The organism is Terrabacter sp. Soil811 (genome assembly GCF_001429655.1).
Taxonomy (GTDB): Bacteria; Actinomycetota; Actinomycetes; order Actinomycetales; family Dermatophilaceae; genus Terrabacter.
Window position 1 is genome coordinate 46,465 of the sequence record NZ_LMSX01000011.1, and the last position, 22,328, is coordinate 68,792.

Genomic DNA, 22,328 nt, shown 5'->3' on the forward strand with positions numbered 1-22,328 from the left:
GTCACGTCTGCAAAACGCCCGCATGCTAGAGCGGTGGCGCTTGGTGGACGTCCACCGACGTCCTCTCAGCTTACAGGTCGTGCGGGTGCCGAGGCCGAGCTGACCGACTCAGGCGCAGGTCACCGAGGACCGCGTCGAGCCCCCGAACGTGCTCGACACCCACCATGCGGTCATGACGCTGCCACACACGGACCAGACGTCGCACCAGGGCCGGTCCCTGCTCCCGGTCGACCGAGTAGCCGAGCTCGGAACCGGCCAGGTGCGGCGTGTAGAGGACGAGCACGACGCGCATCGGCTCCTGTCGCTCGTCGTGCGGAGCGCCCATGCACCGCAGCTCGCTGACGCGTCCGGCTCTCACTCCGTCAGCCGAGAGGACCCACCGTCCGATGAAGGTGCTGACGCCCCGGGCTCCCTCACGCGGTGATCGGGCCGGCACCGGAGGCGGGTCGTGTCGGGTGCCCACCCGACGGGTCGCCGGGTCGAGGCCGTTCGACTGGTCGGTTCCCTTGCCGCCGAGAGCTCCCGGGAGGCGGGATACGACATACTCCCGCAGCCAGGTCTCGAGTCCGAAGGTGACCGAGAGCGCTTCTGCCGCCGCACGGTTCACGTGTACGGCCGAGTCGATCCGTGTCACGTGGACGATCGGGATGACCACGGGTCGCGGGTCCTCGGCTGTGTGCAGGCGACGCCAGACCGCCTGCACCCATTGACCGAGCAGTCCGGGGAGCCGCTGGCTCAGCGCGGCAGGCCCAACCATGAGCCCCGTGACGAACCAGTCGGGCCCCTCTGCGATGACCTCGAGGTCGTCGACGTTGCCCAGTAACGTGCCGCTCGGTCCGACGATCTGGTGGTCCAGCAGCCGCAGGACGATGTCGTGCGCCTCCTCGGCGCGCCTGGCTGTCACTGTCCCGCCCTCGTGACGACCATGAGCGGGATGGCTGCGACGGCGGCCACCAGCACGACCAGCAGATAGGCCGTGCCGAGGGTGTTGGCGAGGCGACCGTTCACGTGGCGACCCATGTAGGTCCGGTCGTTGGCGACGACGAGGATCGGGAAGTAGGTCAAGGGCAGGGCCACAGCGCTGAACACGACCGAGTACTCGGTGAGCATGATCGGGTCGGCCGTCGTGAGCAGCACCCCTACCGCCACGATGGTGGAGAGCAGGACCACGGTGTGGAAGCGGGCGGCCTGCAGGGGCGCGACGTACTTGCCCCACTGCCAGCCGAAGTACTGCGCGATGCTGTAGCCCACCGAGAGCCCGGTCTCACAAGCCGCTCCGAAAGTGGCAGCGAAGAAGCCCAACAGGGCGAGCGCGAGTCCGAGGACCCCCAAGGCCTGGCCGACGGGCATGCCGATCTGGCCCAGTGTGTCGACCTGGACCCCCTCGGGCAGATAGACGACCGCTGCCACCGCGGCGATGGCCACGGACAGGAGACCGCCGAGTGGGAAGCCGATGAAGACGTTCGCGCGCATCGTTCCGAGATCGGTATCGGTCCAACGCTCCTCGACTCCCCCGGACGAGAAGAAGAACACCTCGTAGGGCGTCATGGCCGCGCCGAAGAGCGCGACGGCGTAGTAGAAGTACGTCGTGTGGCTCTCGTCCTGCGGAACGGCCGGTCGAGTCACCTGATGCCACAGGTCAGCCCAGTCCGGTCCGAGCCGCCAGAGGGCAACGGCGAAGACCACCAGCGCCAGTCCCGCGAGGCCGAAGGCATTCTCCAGCACCGAGAACTTCACCCGCCACAGCACGATCCACACCGCTGCACCGACGACAGGGATCCAGAGGTACGGGTTGACGCTCGTCGCCAGCTGCAGGGCGAGCGCCACGCCCCCGATCTCGGCCGTGAAGGTGAGGAGGGTGACTGCCATCGACGCAGCGAGGTTGAGCAGCCCCATCCTGGGACCCAGCCGTTCCCGCACCAGATCGAAGGTGGCCCGCCCACTGACGGCCGCGACCCTGCCGCTCATCTCGGCGAAGACACAGATGCCGACGATGCCGAGCAGCACGACCCACACCAGGGAGAGACCGAACCGGGCACCGACGAGGCCGTTCGTGACGAGGTCTCCGATGTCGACGAAACCGCCGATGGCGGTGAGGATCCCGAGCGCGATTGCGAAGATCTTCTTCACGTCAGTCGCTCCGAGCGTGCCTCCATACGGTCGGCGAGGGCGCGCAGCTGCATCACGCTCCTGCGCATGCCGGCGCGGTCGTCACGGCGCACGGCGATGCGAGCGTCGGCGAGTGCGTCATTCGTGTCCGAGAGCAGGCCTCCCACCTCGTCCCGCAGGCGCACATCGGCCGCCGACGGCGGGTCCACCGAGCCGAAGCTGTCCTCCACCGGGCCGATGGCGTCCTCGCTCTCGGTGACCACCGTGTCGGCGTACGTTCGGGTCAGCCGTTCCTCGAGCAGGTTCTCAACCGCAATGGCGCCCGTACGCGCGTCGCTGACGGCCGAGTCCAACGCGCGGATCGCGTTGCGTTGGTAGGCGCCCGAGTCGAGGGCCGGAGCGATGCACCCGGACAGAAGGGACGCCGAGAGGGCGGCGCCGAGAGCGCCACGGCGTACAGCGGGCAGGAACCCGGCCGCCGGGATCATCGTGGTGCTCGCAGCATCCGCCAGGCCAGGTAGGCCAAGCCCGCGCCGAAGATGAGCCACCCGCCCGCCAGAGACAGCCCTTCGGTCATGACGAGCCCTTACCCAACCCTCCGATGCCCAGCGGGCGCCCTTGCCGGTCAGCTCGCAGAGGTCACCGCGGTCCTTGACAGCGAAGTGCCGCCGTTGTGGCGTTCAGCGTCGGCGTCGCCCGGCACGACATCATCCTGACCTACGTCTCGACGCGCCACGAGGCTGCCGTTCTCGACGGTGTGCAGTACGTCGATGACGGGCCGTGCCAGCTGGCCGCGCGGACCGGCGACATCGTGGCGGTGGACCACGAGGGACTCCTCGACGAGGGCCGCTGGCAGCTCTTCGCCCAGTCTGGTGCCGCCAGCGGCATCCTCAGCACGCTCTCCTTGCCCGTCATGGAGGGAGACCGCGTCATCGGCGGTGTCAACCTCTACGGCAGCCGCTCCGACACCTTCGCCGGTCGCGTCGAGGACGTCGCGTCCATCGTCGGCGGCTGGGCGACGGGCGCCGTCTCGAACGCCGACCTCAGCTTCGCGACGCGCCTCGAGGCAGCTCGCGCGCCCCAGCGTCTCGAAGACCTGCAGACCATCACCGAGGCGGTGAGCATCCTCGTGGACTCCAAGGGCGTGCCGTCGACCATGGCCAAGACCAAGCTTCACGAGGCCGCGGCGCAGGCGGGCATCCCGGTGGTGACGCTCGCCCTCATGGTCATCGGCGAGCGGCGCGGCGCCGATGAGGGCTGAGGCCATCCGCCGCCAGTCGGGCGCGGCGGTCGGGCCGGGCGATCTGTCGGCCGCCGCTCCTCGACTCGGGCCCGATGATCCGAGACGCTTGACCATTCTGCGTGGTCCGGGTGATGCCATCATTTGCGTATGACCACGTACCGCCCCGATCGAACCACGGGCGCTGCTTCCGGTTTGCGGGCAGCGGCCGCCCTCAGCACGCTGGCTCGCAACTTGGCGGAAACCCCAGGTGTCCTGCCAACCCTGCATGAGATCGCTGCCCAGTCGGTCGAGCTGGTGCCCTGTGACTGGGCCGCTGTCGTCGTTGCAGAGCGATTCACGTCGAAGCCGGCTCGGCTCGCGGGCGCGACCGACGATGAGCTGATGGTCACGGTCTCGGCGGTGGCTGGCGAGGTGGGCCGAAGCCCGGGGATCGCAGCATTCGAGTCCGGCGAACTCGTGTGCTGCAATGACCTGTTGGACGAGTCCCGCTTCTGCGAGTACGCCGCTCTCATCGTCGCCCGAACGCCCATCCGCGCCGTGCTGTCCGTTCCCCTGCGCATGAACGACACGACTCTGGGAGTGCTGACGATGTACAGCGCCCAGCCACACGTGTTCGACGAGGTGGCCGAGTCGCGGGCGGCACTGGTAGCCGAGCACGCCGCTGTCGCTGTGGAGGCGGCCCGCAGTGACGACCGCGCCGAGCACCTGGAGATGGCTCTGGAGCACAGCAGGACCATCGGCGCCGCCATCGGCATCCTGGTCGAGCGTCACCGCATCCTTCCCGACGAGGCCTTCCAGCGCTTGCGCGAGACAAGCCAGCACCACAACCGGAAGCTCGCCGAGGTCGCCGCGGACCTCGTGGAGACCGGCGCCCTTCCCGGCGAGTGATGGCACCGATGGCCCGATAGCACACCGGTGCGTCGGGAGAGCGAGGCATCAGCTGCGACCGATGTACCAGGCAACATCGTCGTCGGTCGCCGTTCCCTAGGCCGCGGTGTCGGCCATCATCGGCGAGCCCTGGTCGAGAATCGCCGTAACGTCCGGGCGTCCGATGCGTTGTAGGAGTAGCGGGACGGCGGTCTCACCACCCCGAGCGACTGCCGTCCTGCGACCCCTCGCCTAGCCAGAGACGACCCCGCGCCAGATCCAGGTGGTTGATGTGGACACGATCAAGGTTCCATGCACGACTCACGGCTGCGACGGCGAGGTCTACGCCGCGCGAGAGCTGAACGAAGAAGGCACCGTCTGGCAGATCGTCTGGTTCGAGGACGTCCCGGTGGTCCTTTGCTCCCGCGGGTGCAGGGCGCCCGAAGAGTTGGTCGGCCTCATCGAGCCCGACATACGCGCCGCCTGACGTGGCCGCCGTAAGGGTCACGCCGCCGGCAGCGATCGTACGGGTGGTGGGGCGATGGCCGGAACACCCGAGCGGCCGCCGCTGCGCCTCACCCTCCACAACCTGGGAGCGCGTCGTCATCCTGTAGACGCTCGAGCGCCGGATCATGACGCGCACTTGCGTGGGCGCACCCGCCGATGGTGCCCAGTTCCTGTGCCATCAACAGACCCACGTACCCGCCGATACCTCTGTCTCGGCGGGCACGCACATGGCCAGCGACATCCACTCCACTTGTGCATATGACGCGGCCGCTCACGCCACCTCTGCGAGCCGCGTCACCTGCACCCTGCCGGGCAGCCCGGAGCCCCGGCCGCGCCGGCGTCACGTGGAGGAACCGCCGGAACCCGGCGTCCAGCCGCCACCGATACCGTCCGAGCGACCGCGTGCCTTGCGCGCCTCTTCGTCAGCATCATGGGGCGACAAGGGTCGACCGCGGCGTCGGCGGTCGGACATGACGGCCCATGTGACGGCCACGGCGAGAACGACGAGTGCAACGATGAGGCCCGGCATGGGGCCCTCCTTCGGACATGCTCAATTTGCGCGCCGAGGCCAGAAGACCGCCTCGGTCCCCCGAACCGCTGGAGCTCACGCCCCCGCAGGCGCACCAGGACGTGGAGCCGGCGCCCTCCTACTGCTCGGCGATCCATCGGTCGAGCACGGCACTCGCTGCCCAATCAGCCGCGCGCCCACCGTGAACGCGCGAAGGGACGCACGCGCCCGAGCGGCGCCCCGCCAGACCTGAGTCGACGAGCGCATCGATGGCGCGGTGACCGGGTTTCACGCTCCCCGTGCCCACGTGTGCTCATGGGAACGATTGGGTGCGCCGCTCCAGGGCCTCGATGACGCTGGGACAGACGTCCACGCCGTAGAGGCGTTCCACGCTCTGCATCCCGCCCGGGCTCTCAGCGTTGATCTCGACCACCTTGTCTCCGATCACATCAATGCCCACGAGGAACATCCCGTCTGCCACGAGCTTCTCGCTCATCACGTCCACCACGGCGAGCTCGGCGTCGCTGACCTCGAGGGGAATGGAGCGACCACCTGTGCTGATGTTGGCTCGGGGGTCGTTGCCGGTGGGCACCCTCCGGAACGCCGCGAGCTTTCCCTCTCGCTCGAGGATGCGTCCTTCGAGGACGAAGATGCGTGCGTCACCGCGCTCTCCGCCGTCGATGAACTCTTGGACGATGGCATAGCCGTCGAGCAGCACCGATTCGGTCATCTGCGCGAGGTTGGTCTCATCGGCGTCCTTGATCATGAAGACGTTTCGGCCCTTGGCCCCGTACAGGGGTTTGACGACGGAGTGACCGACCGTCTGGACGAACCGCTCGATCGCCCCGGCGTCGCGCGTCACCAGAGATCGGGGTCGGATCTTCTCGGGGAACTCCTCCAGGTACAGCTTGCTGGTGGCGCGGATCAGGGACATGGGGTCGTTGACGACCACGACGCCTCGGGCCTTGAGCATCTGGCCGAAGACTGCACCGAGTGGGCTGGCCCAGGGGCGCTCCTGCAGGTCGGCGATCGACTCGTTGCGCAGGACCACGGCGTCGAGGTCGTCCAACACGATGCGTTCGGCGTCGCTGTCCTGGGTCCGTGCCATGAAGGTGCTCAGCGTGTCACCGTCGTCGATGTTGGCGAGCCGGGCCCGGCCGACCAGCTGCCCGTTCCGCTCTCCGAGCTCGACATCCCCGACGCCGAGGTACCAGACCTCGTGGCCCCGCTCGGCAGCGGCTCTCGCCAGCCTGGTGGTCGTGTACTCGTCGACCTCAGTGGCGACGTCGTTGACGAGGAAGGCAAGTCTCATGCCGGCACGGCTCCTTCGTAGAGGTCGATGACGGACATGCCCCGACGTATGCCGTCCAGCCGTTCCTGCGCGCCCGGCACGTCCAGCCATCGCGGACGCACCCATGGCGCTTCCAGTACCTCGCGGTCGAGCAGATCCTGAATCAACGGGACGTGGTCGACCGCGAGCTTGCCGACGAAAAGGACGTCGAGGTCGATGCCCTCTGCCAGCAGGTCAAGGAGACGGCTGATCCCCCTGAGGTAGATAGCGTCCTTGACGGACCCGCCCGCGACGAAGACGCGGATGGTGATGGACCACGCGGTCCGCGCCGGGATGTCGTGGTCCTCTCTCAGAGACTCGAAGATCTCCAGGAAGTCGGCCCCGTGCAGCATCTGATCTATGGCGACGACTCGCGCCGCGAGCACCCGCAGCCGGCGGGGGTCCAGCCCGCCGACCAAGTACTCGGCCAGCACAGCGAGTCCCTCCTGGGTCTCGTCATAGCCGGGCAGACCGATGGTCAAGAGCTTCAGCGGTTGCCTGGCACCGTTCTGGTACGTGACGACGTGAGTGCCGACTTCGTGGTGCAGCAACGCCTCGACGCGGTCAGCTCTGATCGCCGCGGCTTCGGGGATCAGCAGATGGCCGAACGAAACCATCAGCTCCGAGATGTCCTCGCGCACATGGACGTTCACGGGGAAGCCCGGGTACGAGGCGGCGTATCGGTGGAACTCGGCACGGGCAGCTTCCGCGAAAGCCCCGGCCGTGACGCAGATTGCCGCGGCGACCTGGGCGGGGATTGTCCGCAGCAGCTCTTGCGCGTCTGCTGCCAGGGCGCGGGTGATCCCCCCATACAGCTGCAAGGAGCCGTAGACGAAGCGCGACGTGTCGCGGTCCTCCAGAGCCGTCACTTGTCTGGCTATCTCGTCTCGCTTGGCTCGCAGGAGTGCATGCAGTGCAGGGTCCGTGACGGTCTCGATTTGGAGATCGTAGAGATCACGCCGGACCAGGTCCGGGTCGAACTCCAAGGGCCGCAACCGCAAAGTCGGCGCGCGGCTGAAGTCACCGCGTTCGAAGTCGACCCACGCCTCAGCCGCATTGACAGGCGTCACGTTCAGAAGCAGGTCCACAGCGCGCTCCAGGCCGGTTAGGCGAGAGTCGATCTCAAGAGCCGGACCCAAACGCTGCTCTGTCAGCGGTGACACGCCATCTACATACCCAGGCCGCCATCGCTTGCGCCCGCAGAGAGGCGACATCATGTAGAGAACGCGCGCCAAATCGTGGCAAACCGGCTGCTGGACGTTCGTCACATGCACCGTGAGGTGGCCCTCGAGGTGCTTCGCAACAGCGAGCCCGACGGGTAGGTGGTCTTCATCGAGAACGTCGGAAAGCTGCTGTTTGAAGTGCGTAGTAGCTGCCCACTCGGTCGCGATACGAAGGATCGTTGATGGCATCCTCGCCCAGTTCGGGCGAGTCCTTGATCTGGTCCTTCGTCCGGTCGATGTAGACGCTGTTGGCGTTCCAGTCGACACGCTCCAACGTTCCCGCCGGAAGTATGACCTTGCGCCCGAAGATCCAAGGCCAGGTGTCGACCACCACATAGCCAGCACCAACATCGCGGGTGGCTGCGTCGACCTTGCCGATGTCCCCATCTACCGCGTGCACCTTGAAACCCGTCAGGTCACCCTGACGGTCAGTCACCCCTGCGCTCTCCCGATAGTTCCAAGCGTCCCAGTCACGAGCCGACATTTCGCGTTCTCCTCTCGTTCGAGTCGTGCGGTGAACGTGAGGTACCCGCCCGAAGCATGGTGTAACGGGTCGGATCAATTGCCTGAAACTCGCATGTCAGGCCATTCAGACCATCAGGACAGCAGCGCGCTTCCGCGTACGGGCGGCCCGGTGAGCGGGTACCAACGAGGTGAGGCCACGGGGCGGGCCTCGATCGATATCCCTGAGCGGAAGGAGAGTCTGTGGCGACGCCGGCCGCCGTGGACGAACGAACGATGGATGACGCTACAAACACCGGAGGACTACCTACGTGCCCGACGTGTGGGGCAACCCGCGGCCGTGCGGCAGCCCCGTACCAGGAGGCGACGACTGGTTTCGCGGTCTACACGTGCGCCTCTTGCGGGGCACAGTTCGAGGGTTGGACACCCTCGACACCGGTCGAGGACATTACCGCCACCGATCCAGTCACGGAGCAGACCTCCTCGCAGGAGTCTTCTGACCCTCTCGAGTGAGACAGCCTCGCGCCCAGCCCACAATCAACCACGAGGTGAATGACGGCTTGAGGTCGAGGCGCCCACCGAGCCGGATGACGATGCGCGCGAGAAGATCTGCCTGCGACGGTGCAGACGGGCACCGGCGCCGCGACTCCTGCGCGCCCCGGACGATCTCGGGCAGAAGCGGGCCCGGGGAGGGATGGACGCTGGATGAGCCACCTCGTCCGGGCACACTCAGCAGGAGATGATGTCCAGTCGTCGGAGTAGGAAGAGGACGGTGGCGGCGAAGTCGTTGTCCGCGGTCTCATGCGCGACGCGGTCCCAGTCGACCTGCTCTCGCAGCGCCCGCGTGACCGGAAGGACCTTGGCGAGATCGCAGTAGTGCTCGTCGAGCGCGTTCAGCTTGTGCACGAGCAGCTCGGTGGCCTCGAGCACTGGCATCTCGACCGACAGAACGTCCATCGTCGTCGCGCGCTGGACCTCAGCACGATGGACCGCCCCGCCGACCGGGCCGTGGATGATGTCGACCATGGCCCCATCGGCGTAGACCTTGAACAGCCAGTCCTCCGGCGGTTGCACGACATCGAGGCCCTCGTCGGCCAGGTGCTGGGCCACATCGTCCGCGTCCTCGTCCGCGACGAGGAAGTCCACGTCGTGGTCGGGTTCCGGCCCTCCACGGGCCCATGCCGCATAACCACCCATCAGCGCGAACGGCACGCCCGACCGCTTGAGGGCCACGGCCACGGTCTTGAGCGCCTCACGAAGGTCCGGTGCATCGTCCACTCCCATGGTGTTGGTTTACCCATGCGAGCCCGTCCGACGCCAGCGCGCATTCGCGTGTGCCGGCCCGTCGGCGGGTAGGACCCTGTCATGAGAGTCGCGACGTTCAACATCCTCAACGGGCGCGTGCCGACCGACCAGCACGTCGATCTCGTCGGATTCCGCGAGGCGATCCGGCGCCTCGACGTCGATGTCCTGGCGATGCAGGAGGTGGACCACAACCAGCACCGCTCGGACCACGCCGATCTCACGGCCATCGCGGCCGAAGCGATGGGGGCACCCGAGCACAGGTTCGTGGCCGCTCTGTCCGGCAGCCCCGGTGCGACCTGGATCGCCTCAACCGGCGAGGAGCAGCCGGACGCCGCCGCGTACGGCATCGCCCTCGTGTCACGCTTCCCCGTGCGGGGGTGGCGGGTCGTCCGGCTCGCACCGGTGCCGGTGCGGATCCCGATGCGCTTCTCAGGTCGCCGCCTCCCTGAGCTGGTGCGCGACGAGCCTCGGGTCGCCGTCGTCGCCGACGTCGAGTCCCCTGACGGGGAGGTCACGGTGGTCAACACGCACCTGTCGTTCATCGACTGGTGGAACGGACGTCAGCTGCGCCGCCTCGTTGCCGACATCGCCGACGACACCGGGCCGGTGTTGCTCATGGGTGACCTCAACATGGGACCCGAGCGCGCGACGCGCCTCACAGGGATGACATCGGGCGTGCAGCTGCTGACCTATCCGGCGGCCGGACCGAACCAGCAGATCGACCATGTGCTCGTGCGTGGAAGCGTACGGACCCACCGCGGCGAGGCCGTGGCGCTCCCTGTCTCTGACCACAGGGCGCTGGCTGTGGACGTCGAACTGCTCCAACACCCGGTCTGAGCGACGCCGCGAGCGGGCCAGCCCCAGCCTCCCCAAGGAAACCGAGAATGCGCCAAGATCGTGACATGGCCGCTTCGCACCATGAAGAGACAGAGCGAAAGTTCGACGTCGAAACACGAACCGTCTTGCCGAACCTCACCTCCGTTGAGGGCGTGGTCTCGGTCGACCAAGCCAGCGAGTTCCAGCTCGATGCCGTCTACTTCGACACCCCGGACTACGACCTCGCCCGCAAGCGAATCACGTTGCGGCGCCGGACCGGCGGCACGGATGACGGGTGGCATCTGAAGCTGCCTGCCGGCCCAGACACCAGGACTGAGATTCGCGAGCCACTCGGCCCCGCAGGAGGTGACGTTCCTGACCCACTACGGATGCGGGTGCGGGCCATCGTCCGCGATCGACCGCTCGCACCGATCGTTATCGTGAACACGACGCGGCGTGAGTACGCCCTGCGGGATGCCGAGGGCTCCGTCCTCGCGCGGGTCTGCGACGACTCGGTGCTCGGTCAGCTGCTCGGCGACGACGAGCCCGACCAGACCTGGAGGGAATGGGAGGTCGAGCTAGACGTAGGTCCTGCCTCGGTGCTTGACGCCGTCACCGCGGTCCTGCTCGCCGCGGGCGCTGTCCCCGCGAGCACCGGGTCGAAGCTGGGTCGCGTCGTCGGCGAGATCCCAGTCGTCATGCAGCCGCGGCCGTCGAGGAAGCAGCTCGCCAGGGGCACCGCCGGCCAACTGCTGTCCGCGCACCTGACCCAACAGACTGCTCGTCTGCACGAGCACGACGCCGGGGTGCGGGCCGGCCACCCCGAGTCGGTCCACCGGCTTCGGATCGCCGCCCGGCGGTTGCGATCCGCCCTCAGCACCTTCCGGCCGATCCTCGATCGGACCGTCACCGTTCAGGAGGACCTGCGCTGGCTCGGCCAGTCGCTCGCGCCGGCGCGGGACGCGCAGGTGCTACGTGAGCACCTGCTCGCCCTGGCCTCGTCGGAGCCGGATGAGCTGGTCATCGGCTCTGCCGTGACGCGCATCGACGACCAGCTGCGCGCTGATCACCAGACCGGACTCGTGGGGGCCCGCGAAGCGCTCGACAGTGACCGATATCGGCGCCTGCTCGACACCCTCGACACTCTCGCCGCCAGCCCCCCGCTGCGGCCGCGCGCGGACACGTCGGCGCGCACCATGATGCCGCGTCTGCTCGCCCGTGACGTGAAGCGGCTTCGTCGCGCAGTGCGAGCCATCGAGGCCGCCCCGGACGCCGCCCACCGCGACATGGCGTTCCACGAGACCCGGAAGAAGGCCAAGCGCCTGCGTTACGCCGCCGAAGTTGCAGCACCCCCGCTGGGCAAGCGGGCTCGTTCACTCGCGAAGTCCGCCAGACAGACGCAGAAGGTGCTCGGCGCGCACCAGGACTCGGTCAACTCGCGCGGCCGTCTGCGCGAGCTGGGAGTGCAGGCGCACTTGGCCGGGGACAACAGCTTCACCTTTGGTCGGCTCCACGCTCTGGAGCAGGTTCGCGCCGAACGTGCCGAGGCCGAGTTCGAGACGGTCTGGACCAAGTTCAGGCACAAGCAGATTCCGCGCTGGACCGCCTAGCAGGGATACACCGACGGCCCCAAAGGGCTGACCGCGGCCGCCAACATGTGGTCCCCGGTGGGCCGACTCTGCACCATCTCATCACGGCGTTCGAGGGCGACCGATGACCGATCCCTCACCGATCCCCGACCGATCCCTTTCGGTGCCAGTCGCAGCAGCGGTTCCCGGTTCCCTTCCTACGGGGACCGGAACCGGTGCGACCGATCCCCGCGACCGGTTTCCCGACCACGACAACCCTCACCAGCCCGACCCACCGAGAGGAGCCTCGGACGAACGCGCACGCAGACCGCGACCGGACCGGGCCGCGGACATCTGAGGGCGCCCCGGGAGTGCCCCTCAGCAGTCACCGGGACGCCAACATCCAAGTACCCACAGATGACCGCGATCAGGCATTCCATGCGGTCGGCGGAAACCAGGCGGACCTCATGGACGACGCCGCCCATGAGGAGGTGACGCCTGGGGAGGGCGGGCGACGCCGTCACTTCCACGGACGTTACGGCCCACGCCTTCGAAATACCTTGGGCCCAGAGGGCCACGCATCACCCGCCCTCCCTTCTTGAGGCTGCGCGTGCGACGTGGGTCTCGAGCCGCATCGACGTGCACTCGAGATCGTCGACGATCGCTCCGGTGGCGGAAGCAGGACCCGCATCGGCTCTCCAACTACCGCATGACTGGCGCCGTCGATGGTCGTCAGGAGGCGCGCGGCCTCGCCGGCCTCGCCGGCGACGTGATGGCTGCTGGTGGCGCCCCAGGATCAAGACCCTGAGGCCCTGCCGAGGCGCCGAGAGTTGCCGCAACGAGCCACCCGCGGTGGGCGGGGCCGTCGTCGAAGGCGTTGCCTGCAGAGATGCTCACGAGACTCCAATCTTGAAGGCCGGCAGTCTGACTCGCTCCGGGTCCATCTGAGCGAGCTTCTTCAAACCCAGGGCAAAGGCCACAAGCCCCTCGTCCGTCCATTGCGGGTCATGCAGCTCACGCATGGACGTGAAGTGAACGTCAGTGGAGGTGTGCCCCGTCGGTATGCGATTAGGTCAGCGGCGTGCGATGCCCCTATGAACCGGACGATCTCATCACCACAGACGGCGGCAGGGCGCGCGAATGGTTGACCGGCTGAAGAGGTGTTCACCATGAGCACGGCACGCTCCGCCATGTGGAGATGCGCCGGCAGCAAGCTCACTGCGCAGGCGGATTCGCTTCACCGATGCATCAAGGTGCCCTAGCGCCAGGCGGAGGTGATGACTCGCGGTGCGAGATGTTGATCGCCTAGTGATTGCGCGACCCCACCAAGCCAAGTCGTGTACCTCTTGCGCGACGGGCGGGCACTATGGCCACCGGTGTGTGTACCTGACTCAGCAGGGCACGGCGAACATGCCCAGAGCTTCCGCCCAGCAGTCCCCGGTGGCCCCTAGAACCTAGAACAAGCAGGCTGGCGCCGCCGGCCTCGTTCATCAGGGCCTCTACTGCTCCGACTGGCAGCACGCGATGGCGCACTTCAACGTCCGGAAACGCTTCTTCGTACGGTCGCAGCAGGCGCCTGAGGTGCTCACGTTGTTCGCGCTCAGCAATGGCATTCTTGCCGCGCCGTAGATCAGGCGTGAGCGGTGACCAGGCGCGCACCGCGGTGAGACCGGTGCTGCGGCGCCGGGCCGCATCGAACGCGAACCCCAACGCGTCAAGGGGACTGCCCACTTGACTCACACCCACAACGACCCGGCCTTGGGATGATCCCGGTGACGGCCGCTCGGCCAAAGTCACTGCTACGAGGGGGGTGCGCGCCTTCTCGGCGATCCTGGTCGCGGTCGAGCCTCTCAACAGTGCCCACGCTGTCTGCTGCGCGCCGGCCCCTACTACCAGGAGTGCGTCCGTGGTCCCTTGGGTGAGCAAGGCGTCGATCCCCGACCCGTTATGAGGGTGGGTCGAGACCTCGAGGTCCGGGACAACCTTCAAGGCGTGGCACATTGAATCGTGTAGGACGTGCTGCGCAGCCTCCAACGCCACGGCGCTCTGAGCTGGCACGCTCAACGCCGCCCACGCGTCAGTCAGCGTCGGAAGGCGGAACGCGTGCACGATGCGCAGCGGAACGTTGCGGGCCGCCGCCTCCGCGGCCGCCCACTCCAAGGCGGCGCCACTGCGGGCGTCGTGAGCCACGCCGACGATCAGTTCTCTCGGCGGTACCGGCAACAGGGCAGCCTGGCCGTGACGCCACGACGGGTCAGGCACTGGTCCTTGCTGGGGAGACATGCCGGACTCATCTGTTAGCGGGTGTGACGGCCAACGGCCTCTGCACTGCTGACCCCGGCGAGGCAAGAGCGGTGCGCAGCCGGGCCCTGCCTCGGTGAATGCGGGTTCGCACGGTGGCCTGCTTGAGGCCGAGCTCGGTGGCGACCTCTTCGTTGCTCAGCCCGCGAAGGTCGCGCAGAACGATGACCTCTCGAAAAGCCGGCGGCAAGGTGTCCAGGGCTCGTTGCAGTCGGGGCTCGAGAAGGGTGGCGGTGACAGCGTCGGCCGGGTCCAGCTCGCTGCTGCGCAACAGGCGTTCCTGAGACTCGGACATTGGGCTGAAACGGAGCCGGTTACGACGCCGCACCTGGTCGATGTACAGGTTCTTGGTGATCCGGGCCAGCCACCCGCGAAAGCTGCCCCCCGGAACGTAACAGTGCAGTGCACCGAAGGCACGGACGAATACGTCCGACGTGAGGTCCTCAGCGTCATGCTGGTTGCGGGTCAGACCCCGCGCTTGGCGAAGAACGAAAGCATGGTGGTCTAGCACGATCTGCTCCCAAGACACACCCTTTGGATCGAACGTCTGCACTTGCGCCCCGAGCGGACGACGGGTGTCCTGACCTAGCCCGGGGACCCCGACGCGGCGGCCGCTGGCAGTTGCTGTTCTGGGCATGAGAACTCCTGTCTCGGGTATGCAGCTGGACGACGCACGTCGCTGGCCTAGTAGTCGCGGGGCAGGACCGCTGGCGTCAGCGCGGACGCTTCAGGTCCTGGCATCTACGGGGTCCGTACCGGAGGAGCTTGGGCCGACACTGGCCTTCCCCCGAGATGCTGATGGCGAACGAGGGCTGCGGCCATGATGGCAGCGATGGCGAACAGTCCGGCGTTGACGATCAGTCCCGCATGCACGCCGGAGGTCAGGGCGTTCTGCAGCGCGGTCCGCGCCGGCGCAGGTAGCGAACGAGGGTTCAGCGTGCCCTTGGAGAACGCGAGGACGATGTCGTCCTGGAGCGGACCGGTCACCCCCGAGGTGGTCAGTGCCGCCGGGAGGCGACTGGTGGCGCCGCTGGTCAGGATGGTGCCTAGCACGGCCGTGCCCATGACGGCGCCGACCTGCCGGAAGGTGTTGACGAGCCCGGATGCCATCGCCGCGTGTACGGGCGCGACGCTGGTCAGCGCTGCGGCGGTGCTGGCGGCCACGACGAAGCCGAGGCCGGCGCCGAACAAGGCCAACGAGAGTTCCAAAGACAGGTGGTAGGTGGTGGCGTCAGCAGAGAGCATGACGATGCTCGCCGCCGCGCTGAGGCTGAGCCCGGCGACCATCGGAATGGTGAACCCGATCTTGCGGACGAGCTTCGCGGTGACAGCCGAGGCGAGGATGAACGCGAGCATCTCTGGCAGCAACCTCAGCCCAGTGGCGAACTGCGTGAGGCCCAGTACGCGCTGGAAGAACAAGACGACCAACAACGTGACGCCGGTGAAGCCAAACAGGCCGACGGCGGAGACAACCATCACTACCGAGAATGACCGCGAGCGGAACAGTCGGACGTCGACCATGGGGTCTCGCGCGCGCAGCTCGACACCCACGAACGCTGCTGCAGCCACGGCGGCCACGGCGAAGGACACGACGACCCGAGGATCTCCGTAACCACGACTTCCGCCCTCGATGATCCCGAATACCCCGCACGAGACGGCCAAGGTCCCGAGGACCAGTCCGGCCGGGTCGAGCCGTTGGCCGGGTTGGCGAGACTCCACAACCCACGGGAGCGTGACCGCTAGGGCTACTGCTCCCAAGACAACATTCGTGAGAAACACCGAGTGCCAGCTGTAGTGCTCGAGTAGCACACCAGCGATGACGGGGCCGGCGGCCAATCCGATGCCTGACGCTGCGGCCCACAGCCCGATGGCTTCAGTGCGGCGATGCGGGTCGGTGAACGTCACGGTGATCAGGGCGATGCTGTTGGGCAGGATGAGGGCGGCGCCGAGCCCGGCGATTCCCTGCCCGGTCAGGAGAAGGGAGACGTCTTGTGCCGTCGCGACGGTCAGGCTGCCGAGAGCCAGCACGACCACACCGCACACCAAGAGGCGCTTGCGCCCATAGAGGCTACCCAGGGTTGAGGCGCTCAGGATCAGTGCTGCCACCGGGAGGGTGTACGAGCTAGCCACCCACACCAGGGTGCTGGGCAAGACGTGCAGGTCGTTGCCGATGGCGGTCAAGGTGCCGATGGTGGCTGTGATCTCCAGGAACGTCATTCCTGCTGTCAGGCACATCGCGAACAGGGTGATGCTAGGGCTACCAACGCGGCGAGAGCTGATGCGGGTGGCGTGGCTCATGACGGGCTCCGGTGCGTGATGGGAAAGAGGCAGGCATGCGCGATCCGAGGGCCGCGGCCCTCGCCCGTCCGCGCTCTGTGCACGGGGCGAGGGCCGTGACCTGCTCGGTGTCGGATCAGGGGACGGTGCCGAACGGACCGAGAGAGTTGAGGTCGAGTCGCAGCGTCTCGGCCATCGCCCAGGCGTTGGGGAGGGTGAAGACGTCGGCGCCCCCGAGACGGTCCTTCCAGCGGGGCACTAGCTCGTCAGTGGCCTGAGCCGCGACGGCGTCCAGGTACGCGCGGAACACCGCCCAGTTGTTGCCCGTGTCGATGCTGGACATGGTGGCGGCGAGGTCGACCGCGCTGAGCGCCGACTCGGTAGTCGCCTTCAGGTCGGCCAGGTACTCCACCTGTACGTGGACGTCGTGGCGCGTTCCGGGGCGGGTGACGTGACCACCGACCAGATGCTCGAAGTCGTAGCTCAGGGCTTGCTCGGTGACCGAGACGAACCCGGGCACGAAGGCCGAAAGGGCCAGGTTGGAGAACGGCACCCATCCGGGGAAGATGACGTCGACCAGCATGAGCACCCGTTGCCCCGGAGCGTGGATGAAGCTGTTGCCCTCGCTGTGGTTCGGTCCGGGGTACCGCATCTCCAAGGTGTGGTCGCCCGCCTCGATGGTCGCCGTGTGGTCGAACACGTGGGTGGCACGGGGCCGGTGCGGGTCGCCGAGCAGTTCCAGACGTTGCGCCGTGGCGCGGTGGGCGTACCTGGGCACGCCTTCGGGATAGATGGACATGGCCCCGCAGTGGTCGGAGTGGTGATGGCTGTACACCACCTCCGTGATGGGCTTCCTGGTGACCGTGCTGATGGCGCGAAGGATGTTGTGCCCCAAGGTCGGAGGCGCGTCGACGGCGATGACGCCCTCGTCGCTGACGACGAACATCGTCTGGTAGCTACCATCGCCGATCCAGAAGATCCCATCGGCGATTTCCTCAAGGGCGTATCCGGCGTCCGGGATCTGTGGGCCCTGGGCGATGTCGGGCACCGGGTAGGTCGGCGCCTCCCTGCGGCGCTTTGCCTCGTCGGCGAAGTAGGACGATGAGGCGGTGTCGGTGCTGGCGACTGCTGTGGACATCGGCCCGTCCCCTCAGACTCGACCGGGCAGGCGGGTGGTGAGCTCCTGCAGGATCCAGCGGTTGCCTTCGCTGTCGTGGAACGAGGCGTACGAGGCATAGGAACGTCGGTCGGGATCGGGACCGCTGGCGCGTCCTTCGGTGCCTCGGTGGAAGCCGCCACCGACGCCGCCCTTGGCGTCATGGAACACCTCGCTGACGTCGACACCGCGGGCAACGAGCTCGCTGCGGGCGGCGTCGATGTCCGCCACTGCCATCAGGACGTCTGACGACCCAGGCTGTGCAGTGGTGACCTCCGTGCCGAAGATGACCGATGCGGGCGACCCCGGAGGAGTCACCTGCAACAGGCGGTATCCGGTCGGCGAGTTCGCTTCCGCGTCCACACGCCAGCCGAGTCCGGTGTAGAAGGCCTTGGCGCGGTCGAAATCGGCGACCGGGATGATGACGACCTCGATGCGGAACGTTGTTCCGCTCGGCCCCGGGGACGTAGCGTTTGTGCCCGGTTCCACTTCAGTGCTGGTCATGGTCTTGCCCTCCTGGTTTGGGTGTGGGGCCGGAATCGGCAACTCGAGTGTTCGTCTTCGCGTGCGGCGGGCGCCCCCGTGAACGCCCCTTGAGTGACACGGGTCAAGCACGTCTCGCCCCCGGGGACGCGTCCCGGACGGACGTCGAGCAGGGCACGAACGGGGTTCCGCATCCACGGACCGAAGGCACCAGCAGATGGGGCAGATCTGCCGAAACCCGTCCCTTCGCCGGTTTCTCGTCGTCGCGTCATCTGGCCCGTGCGACATCAGCCCGTGATGCGGACCAGTGCTTCCACGGGCGCGGTATCCCCACGCCACGAGCAAGGTCGTACGTATCCCGAATCCGCATCGAGGGTCGGGCCCTTGAAAGGCACGAACATGAACCCCACACCCACCGGTGACAGTGACCAGCGCGCTGCCAAGCCCTCGACCCGGCGTGGTCTGTCGCGCCGTACCTTCGCCGGCGGCGCTGCAGCCGCGTCGGTCCTGACCGCGGTTGGCGTTTCGCAGGCCGTCGCCTCAGTGAGCGGTCGGCGCCCGACTGCACGACTGGGCACTGCCGCGAACGCACCCGGTCTTCCAACGGGTTTCGCCAAGACCTTCAAGAGCCGGTTCGTGACCGCGAACGGGGTGCGTCAGCATGTCGTCATCGGCGGCGACGGGCCGCCCCTGCTGCTCGTCCACGGCTGGCCGCAGACCTGGTACGCCTGGCGCTTCGTGATGCCGGAGCTTGCCAAGAGCTACACAGTGATCGCCGTCGACCAGCGCGGGATCGGGCTCAGTGACAAGCCGGCAGGCGGGTACGACAACGGCAACATCGCCATGGACCTGGCCAGTCTCATGACTTCGTTGGGGTACGCCAAGTTCGCCGTCGCCGGCCACGACACCGGCATGGTCGCCAGCTACGCCTTGGCCGCCGACTACCCCGACCGGGTGGCGCGGGTCGCCCTGATGGAGGTCCCCGGGCCGCCTTCGCGCGTGGCGTCGCCGCCGGCGTTCCTGCCTGGGCCCGCCAACAACAAGCTGTGGCACATCCCCTTCAACCGCATCGGCAAGACCGCCGAGCAGCTCATCACCGGCCGCGAAGACATCTTCTTCGGCTACGAGTTCAAGATTCAGGGCGGCACCCTGCCCGCCGACCTCGTCAGCTACTACATCGGCCTGGTCTCCGACCCGGTGTCCCTGTCTGGCAGCCTCGGCTTCTACCGGGACTTCGATGGAACCCTGGACCAGAACGACGAGCGCGCCAAGACGCCGCTACCCATGCCCGTCCTGGCCGTCGGTGGGGTCGAAGGGTGGGGCACTGCAGTGGGCGAGCACCTGGATGGTCTCGCGACCAGCATCCAGACCGTTGCCGTTCCCGGCGCTGGGCACTGGGTCGCCGAACAGGCCCCGGCCACGCTGGTGACGGAGTTCAAGGCGTTCTTCGCCCCGTACCGGGCGGCCGTGGGCTAGGAGCAGGCGTCCCCCTATTCATGCGTGCGCAGCAACGCTCTGGGCGGTCGTGGAGGAGCGGGGTCGGGCGGTTGCTATGCGAATGGCACCGCCCGACTTCGTGCGTTCCGCTCACTGGTGTGAAAAGAGGAAACACGGACTGCTTCCGCACCCACCACGCCGGCATCGCGACGGGCGGCGGGCATTCGCCTTGTGCGCCACCGACGAACGTTGGTGCGGAGATGATGATCCGCCACCGACGGCGCAGCCCGTAGGCGGACTCAGTCCGGACCGCCAGGCGTCGAGGTAACGAACGCAACTTAGAGGCACTGGAGACCAGTATGGAACAACCTGATCACCCGCCGGCCGGCGAGGTGAGCTCCGAATCTGCACCTTCCTACGCGATGAAGCTGGAGGTCGTGGTCATCCCCGTCGCGGACGTCGATGCAGCCAAGGCGTTCTACGCGCGGCTGGGCTGGAGGCTGGACGCAGACAAGACCAGCGGGCACACGTTTCGTCTCGTCCAGTTCACTCCCCCGGGGTCGTGTTGCTCCGTCCAGTTCGGGACCGGGCTCACCGGAGCCGCCCCTGGGTCCGCGCAGGGCCTGCACCTGGTCGTGTCCGACGTTCCTGCGGTGCGGAATGATCTGGTTCGACGCGGAGTAGACGTGGGACCGGTGTTCCACTGCGCCAGCGGTTTCGCCTGCCGGTTTCCCGGCAACGACGAACAGCTCCCCGGGCCGCACCCAGACCGCGCCACGTACGGGTCGTTCTTCAGCTTCCCCGACCCTGACGGCAACACCTGGATTGTCCAGGAGATCACGACCCGCCTTCCCGGCAGAGTCTCCGTCGGTGTGGTCACGTTCGCATCAGCCCACGTTCTGTCCCAGGCGCTGGCGCGCGTAGCGGCCAGCGCCTCGGAAGGTTCACCGGCCATCGATCTCGGGTGGGCGGATCGGGTGGCCTCCTCGTTGATCGCGCAGTACGCCGACGGCGTCGCCCACTCGTGACGACGCCGCCCTACGCGGTGGTGTTACCGGCCGCCGAGCAGCCGCTCCAGCGCCCGACTTGCTTCGTCGACGGCTTGGTCGGTCGTCCGGCCGCCTTGCCGAGCTGTGATGTACGCCGCGTACCAGTCGGACCAGTGATGTTTGGGCGCTGCCGCCTCGTACGGGCCGTGGTGCTCCTCGGCCTCACGCAGGAGCACCGCGAGAACTGACACGTCCATGATGTTCATCCCTTCTCATGTGGCTCATCGCAGCCTCTGTGCGGGTCTCCGATGGTGGACACCGCAGCTGCGCCGGCAACACCCAATGTTCCGACACAGCCAAAACGCTCGCGCCCGAGAAGCTACGGGTTGCAGCACTGGTCGGAGGGCGCCGCCACCAACTCGTCGTCATCTGCCTGCGAGTGATTGCCTAACCGAACGTGAACGCGTACGCCTCGGCACCAGATCCGTCGAACGTGATGGACAGTGTCCGAGCGCGCACCGGGCCGGCGGATCGCACCAGCTGATAGAGCCGCCCATCGCGCAGCACACCGCGACCGTCCACATCCACGTCGAGACCGTGGGAGGCGCCGGGAGGTCGATCGTCAAGCAGTACTCGGAACGCGACAGAGCCAGATCCGGGTTGAGAAGACAGGACCAGATGGGCGTCACGAGCTTGAAACCGGATACGTACAAGGCCTCCCGCCCGGGTGACAGTTGCCTTCTCCGTCGTCGTGGCCCAGCCGCCTTCCAAAACCCACCCGTTGAGTGGGAGGCCTACTCCATGTTCTCCCCCGGCCCTCGACGCCTTGACCGGACCGCTTCCACGGCCGCTACCTAGGTACGTCTCGGGCGAGGACAGGTTCGCCCAGTCCGCCTCGACCTCCACGCCCTCTGCATGCACCGGAGCCAGCGGTCGCTCCACTCCTAGCAGCCGCTGAACGGCTCTTTCACAGTCCCCATAGGACCCTTCGCCGAAATGATGCTCGACCAGCCTCTGGTTCCGGTCGAGAAGGTACAAGGCCGGCCAGTAGTCGTTGTGGAACGAGCGCCAGATCGCGTAGTCGTTGTCCAGAGCCACGGGGTAGTCGATCTGACGAGTCCTGGCCGCCTGCCGCACCAAGTCCAGATCGTGCTCGAAGCTGAACTCGGGTGTATGAACGCCCACGACGATCAACCCGTCATCGCGGTATGCCTGCGCCCAGGCTCGGACATGAGCTACGGTCCGCAACCAGTTGATGCAGGTCAAGGTCCAGAAGTTGACCAGGACCACATTCCCAGTGAGCTCTTGCGGTGCCAGCGGCGACGAGTTCAGCCACGAGCTGGCACCGTCGAATGTCTGCACGGCCGTCCGGTGCAGCTGACGAGCCAGTGCGCCGGCGGCCGCGACACCGCCGAGGCCGACGACTCCTAGACCGAACGTGCGACGAGACAGGCGCGGCCTGAGCCTTGAAGCACCTTCGGAGGAAAGGGCGTCCCTTGCCTCGTGGCTTGCATTGATGTCTGGCCCGGGCATGCCACAACCCTGCCCGGTGCCCTGCCTGTGCGCGCCCGTGAACACCACGGGCTGGTCTACGGGCGGTGTCTTGACCGAGCCATCCTCAGGCCCCGTTGGAAGGCGGCGTTCGGCCGGTGCCCCAGCCGGGCGTTCTTACGGGCGCGAGCAGCAGCGCTCAGGGCGATCGTGGGGTGCAGCGCTTATCGCGGCCCACAAACTTCGCCGCGGCAGC

Annotated in this window: 21 protein-coding genes; 7 read left to right on the forward strand and 14 right to left on the reverse strand. The window is 67.4% G+C overall.

Annotated elements, in window-relative coordinates:
• Positions 1-70: 70 nt before the first annotated feature.
• From ASH01_RS19275 to ASH01_RS19285, 3 genes are read right to left on the reverse strand one after another with little or no spacing between them, the layout of a single operon-like run.
• Positions 71-904, reverse strand: a complete 834-nt coding sequence (locus tag ASH01_RS19275) for a hypothetical protein (protein ID WP_056779920.1) — start codon at positions 902-904, stop codon at positions 71-73.
• The gene (locus ASH01_RS19280) at positions 901-2,130 is read right to left on the reverse strand and encodes an NRAMP family divalent metal transporter (RefSeq protein WP_056779923.1); all 1,230 of its coding nucleotides are present in this window, start codon (positions 2,128-2,130) and stop codon (positions 901-903) included. The genes ASH01_RS19275 and ASH01_RS19280 overlap by 4 nt, the downstream gene beginning before the upstream one ends.
• The gene (locus ASH01_RS19285) at positions 2,127-2,597 is read right to left on the reverse strand and encodes a hypothetical protein (protein ID WP_056779927.1); all 471 of its coding nucleotides are present in this window, start codon (positions 2,595-2,597) and stop codon (positions 2,127-2,129) included. Before ASH01_RS19285 ends, ASH01_RS19280 begins: the two co-directional genes overlap by 4 nt.
• A gap of 185 nt (positions 2,598-2,782) precedes the next feature.
• On the opposite strand from ASH01_RS19285, the gene ASH01_RS19290 reads away from it, so the two are divergent.
• The 3 genes from ASH01_RS19290 (at position 2,783) to ASH01_RS19300 (ending at position 4,706) form a co-directional block, all read left to right on the forward strand.
• A complete protein-coding gene (locus ASH01_RS19290) occupies positions 2,783-3,370 on the forward strand; it encodes a GAF domain-containing protein (protein WP_056779928.1) in 588 nt (195 codons plus the stop codon).
• A 129-nt stretch (positions 3,371-3,499) separates the two neighbouring features.
• The gene (locus ASH01_RS19295; RefSeq protein ID WP_056779930.1) at positions 3,500-4,240 is read left to right on the forward strand and encodes a GAF and ANTAR domain-containing protein; all 741 of its coding nucleotides are present in this window, start codon (positions 3,500-3,502) and stop codon (positions 4,238-4,240) included.
• A 271-nt stretch (positions 4,241-4,511) separates the two neighbouring features.
• Positions 4,512-4,706, forward strand: a complete 195-nt coding sequence (locus ASH01_RS19300; RefSeq protein ID WP_156415676.1) for a hypothetical protein — start codon at positions 4,512-4,514, stop codon at positions 4,704-4,706.
• 841 nt (positions 4,707-5,547) lie between these two features.
• Here ASH01_RS19300 and ASH01_RS19305 read toward each other — a convergent pair.
• The 4 genes from ASH01_RS19305 to ASH01_RS19315 form a co-directional block, all read right to left on the reverse strand.
• Positions 5,548-6,546 carry a glutathione synthase gene (locus ASH01_RS19305; protein ID WP_056779936.1) on the reverse strand — a complete coding sequence of 333 codons (999 nt, stop codon included), beginning with the start codon at positions 6,544-6,546 and terminating at the stop codon, positions 5,548-5,550.
• Positions 6,543-7,652, reverse strand: a complete 1,110-nt coding sequence (locus ASH01_RS19310; protein WP_235509674.1) for a flavohemoglobin expression-modulating QEGLA motif protein — start codon at positions 7,650-7,652, stop codon at positions 6,543-6,545. The genes ASH01_RS19305 and ASH01_RS19310 overlap by 4 nt, the downstream gene beginning before the upstream one ends.
• A gap of 241 nt (positions 7,653-7,893) precedes the next feature.
• Complete coding sequence (locus ASH01_RS22700; RefSeq protein WP_082620006.1) at positions 7,894-8,271, reverse strand: hypothetical protein; 378 nt, start codon at positions 8,269-8,271, stop codon at positions 7,894-7,896.
• Between the two features lie 707 nt (positions 8,272-8,978).
• Entirely contained in the window at positions 8,979-9,533 is a 555-nt protein-coding gene (locus ASH01_RS19315) for a nucleotidyltransferase family protein (protein ID WP_056779939.1), read from the reverse strand.
• 81 nt (positions 9,534-9,614) lie between these two features.
• Here ASH01_RS19315 and ASH01_RS19320 point away from each other — a divergent pair, with 81 nt between their 5' ends.
• Positions 9,615-10,391 carry an endonuclease/exonuclease/phosphatase family protein gene (locus tag ASH01_RS19320; RefSeq protein ID WP_056779942.1) on the forward strand — a complete coding sequence of 259 codons (777 nt, stop codon included), beginning with the start codon at positions 9,615-9,617 and terminating at the stop codon, positions 10,389-10,391.
• A 65-nt stretch (positions 10,392-10,456) separates the two neighbouring features.
• Positions 10,457-11,980, forward strand: coding sequence for a CYTH and CHAD domain-containing protein (locus ASH01_RS19325; RefSeq protein ID WP_056779944.1), 1,524 nt, complete (start codon positions 10,457-10,459; stop codon positions 11,978-11,980).
• 1,263 nt (positions 11,981-13,243) lie between these two features.
• Here the strand turns inward: ASH01_RS19325 and ASH01_RS24085 are convergent.
• The 5 genes from ASH01_RS24085 to ASH01_RS19345 form a co-directional block, all read right to left on the reverse strand.
• The gene (locus ASH01_RS24085; protein ID WP_082620008.1) at positions 13,244-14,221 is read right to left on the reverse strand and encodes a universal stress protein; all 978 of its coding nucleotides are present in this window, start codon (positions 14,219-14,221) and stop codon (positions 13,244-13,246) included.
• A 7-nt stretch (positions 14,222-14,228) separates the two neighbouring features.
• Positions 14,229-14,792, reverse strand: a complete 564-nt coding sequence (locus ASH01_RS19330; RefSeq protein WP_056779946.1) for a sigma-70 family RNA polymerase sigma factor — start codon at positions 14,790-14,792, stop codon at positions 14,229-14,231.
• A 188-nt stretch (positions 14,793-14,980) separates the two neighbouring features.
• Positions 14,981-16,537, reverse strand: coding sequence for an MFS transporter (locus tag ASH01_RS19335; RefSeq protein WP_056779949.1), 1,557 nt, complete (start codon positions 16,535-16,537; stop codon positions 14,981-14,983).
• 115 nt (positions 16,538-16,652) lie between these two features.
• Positions 16,653-17,564, reverse strand: coding sequence for an MBL fold metallo-hydrolase (locus ASH01_RS19340; protein WP_162263906.1), 912 nt, complete (start codon positions 17,562-17,564; stop codon positions 16,653-16,655).
• 102 nt (positions 17,565-17,666) lie between these two features.
• Positions 17,667-18,176 (reverse strand): VOC family protein, encoded by a 510-nt coding sequence (locus ASH01_RS19345; RefSeq protein WP_235509676.1) that lies wholly within the window; start codon positions 18,174-18,176, stop codon positions 17,667-17,669.
• 378 nt (positions 18,177-18,554) lie between these two features.
• On the opposite strand from ASH01_RS19345, the gene ASH01_RS19350 reads away from it, so the two are divergent.
• Both ASH01_RS19350 and ASH01_RS19355 read left to right on the forward strand, forming a co-directional pair.
• On the forward strand, positions 18,555-19,631 hold the full coding sequence (locus tag ASH01_RS19350) for an alpha/beta fold hydrolase (protein ID WP_056779958.1): 1,077 nt from the start codon (positions 18,555-18,557) through the stop codon (positions 19,629-19,631).
• Between the two features lie 383 nt (positions 19,632-20,014).
• Positions 20,015-20,620 carry a VOC family protein gene (locus ASH01_RS19355; protein ID WP_056779961.1) on the forward strand — a complete coding sequence of 202 codons (606 nt, stop codon included), beginning with the start codon at positions 20,015-20,017 and terminating at the stop codon, positions 20,618-20,620.
• Positions 20,621-20,643: 23 nt separating this feature from the next.
• Here ASH01_RS19355 and ASH01_RS19360 read toward each other — a convergent pair whose 3' ends face one another.
• Together ASH01_RS19360 and ASH01_RS19365 are read right to left on the reverse strand one after the other, a co-directional pair.
• Entirely contained in the window at positions 20,644-20,847 is a 204-nt protein-coding gene (locus ASH01_RS19360; protein WP_235509677.1) for a hypothetical protein, read from the reverse strand.
• 181 nt (positions 20,848-21,028) lie between these two features.
• Positions 21,029-22,114, reverse strand: coding sequence for a thioredoxin (locus ASH01_RS19365; protein ID WP_162263907.1), 1,086 nt, complete (start codon positions 22,112-22,114; stop codon positions 21,029-21,031).
• Positions 22,115-22,328 lie beyond the last annotated feature (214 nt).

Excerpts from the sequence above, each read along its gene's own strand:
- ASH01_RS19315 (WP_056779939.1), bottom strand. The coding sequence starts at position 9,533 with ATGGGAGTGGACGATGCACCGGACCTTCGTGAGGCGCTCAAGACCGTG.
- ASH01_RS22700 (WP_082620006.1), bottom strand. The coding sequence starts at position 8,271 with ATGTCGGCTCGTGACTGGGACGCTTGGAACTATCGGGAGAGCGCAGGG.
- ASH01_RS19365 (WP_162263907.1), bottom strand. The coding sequence starts at position 22,114 with ATGCCCGGGCCAGACATCAATGCAAGCCACGAGGCAAGGGACGCCCTT.
- ASH01_RS19360 (WP_235509677.1), bottom strand. The coding sequence starts at position 20,847 with ATGAACATCATGGACGTGTCAGTTCTCGCGGTGCTCCTGCGTGAGGCC.
- ASH01_RS19350 (WP_056779958.1), top strand. The coding sequence starts at position 18,555 with ATGAACCCCACACCCACCGGTGACAGTGACCAGCGCGCTGCCAAGCCC.
- ASH01_RS19305 (WP_056779936.1), bottom strand. The coding sequence starts at position 6,546 with ATGAGACTTGCCTTCCTCGTCAACGACGTCGCCACTGAGGTCGACGAG.
- ASH01_RS19335 (WP_056779949.1), bottom strand. The coding sequence starts at position 16,537 with ATGAGCCACGCCACCCGCATCAGCTCTCGCCGCGTTGGTAGCCCTAGC.
- ASH01_RS19355 (WP_056779961.1), top strand. The coding sequence starts at position 20,015 with ATGAAGCTGGAGGTCGTGGTCATCCCCGTCGCGGACGTCGATGCAGCC.
- ASH01_RS24085 (WP_082620008.1), bottom strand. The coding sequence starts at position 14,221 with ATGTCTCCCCAGCAAGGACCAGTGCCTGACCCGTCGTGGCGTCACGGC.
- ASH01_RS19320 (WP_056779942.1), top strand. The coding sequence starts at position 9,615 with ATGAGAGTCGCGACGTTCAACATCCTCAACGGGCGCGTGCCGACCGAC.
- ASH01_RS19285 (WP_056779927.1), bottom strand. The coding sequence starts at position 2,597 with ATGATCCCGGCGGCCGGGTTCCTGCCCGCTGTACGCCGTGGCGCTCTC.
- ASH01_RS19345 (WP_235509676.1), bottom strand. The coding sequence starts at position 18,176 with ATGACCAGCACTGAAGTGGAACCGGGCACAAACGCTACGTCCCCGGGG.
- ASH01_RS19325 (WP_056779944.1), top strand. The coding sequence starts at position 10,457 with ATGGCCGCTTCGCACCATGAAGAGACAGAGCGAAAGTTCGACGTCGAA.
- ASH01_RS19295 (WP_056779930.1), top strand. The coding sequence starts at position 3,500 with ATGACCACGTACCGCCCCGATCGAACCACGGGCGCTGCTTCCGGTTTG.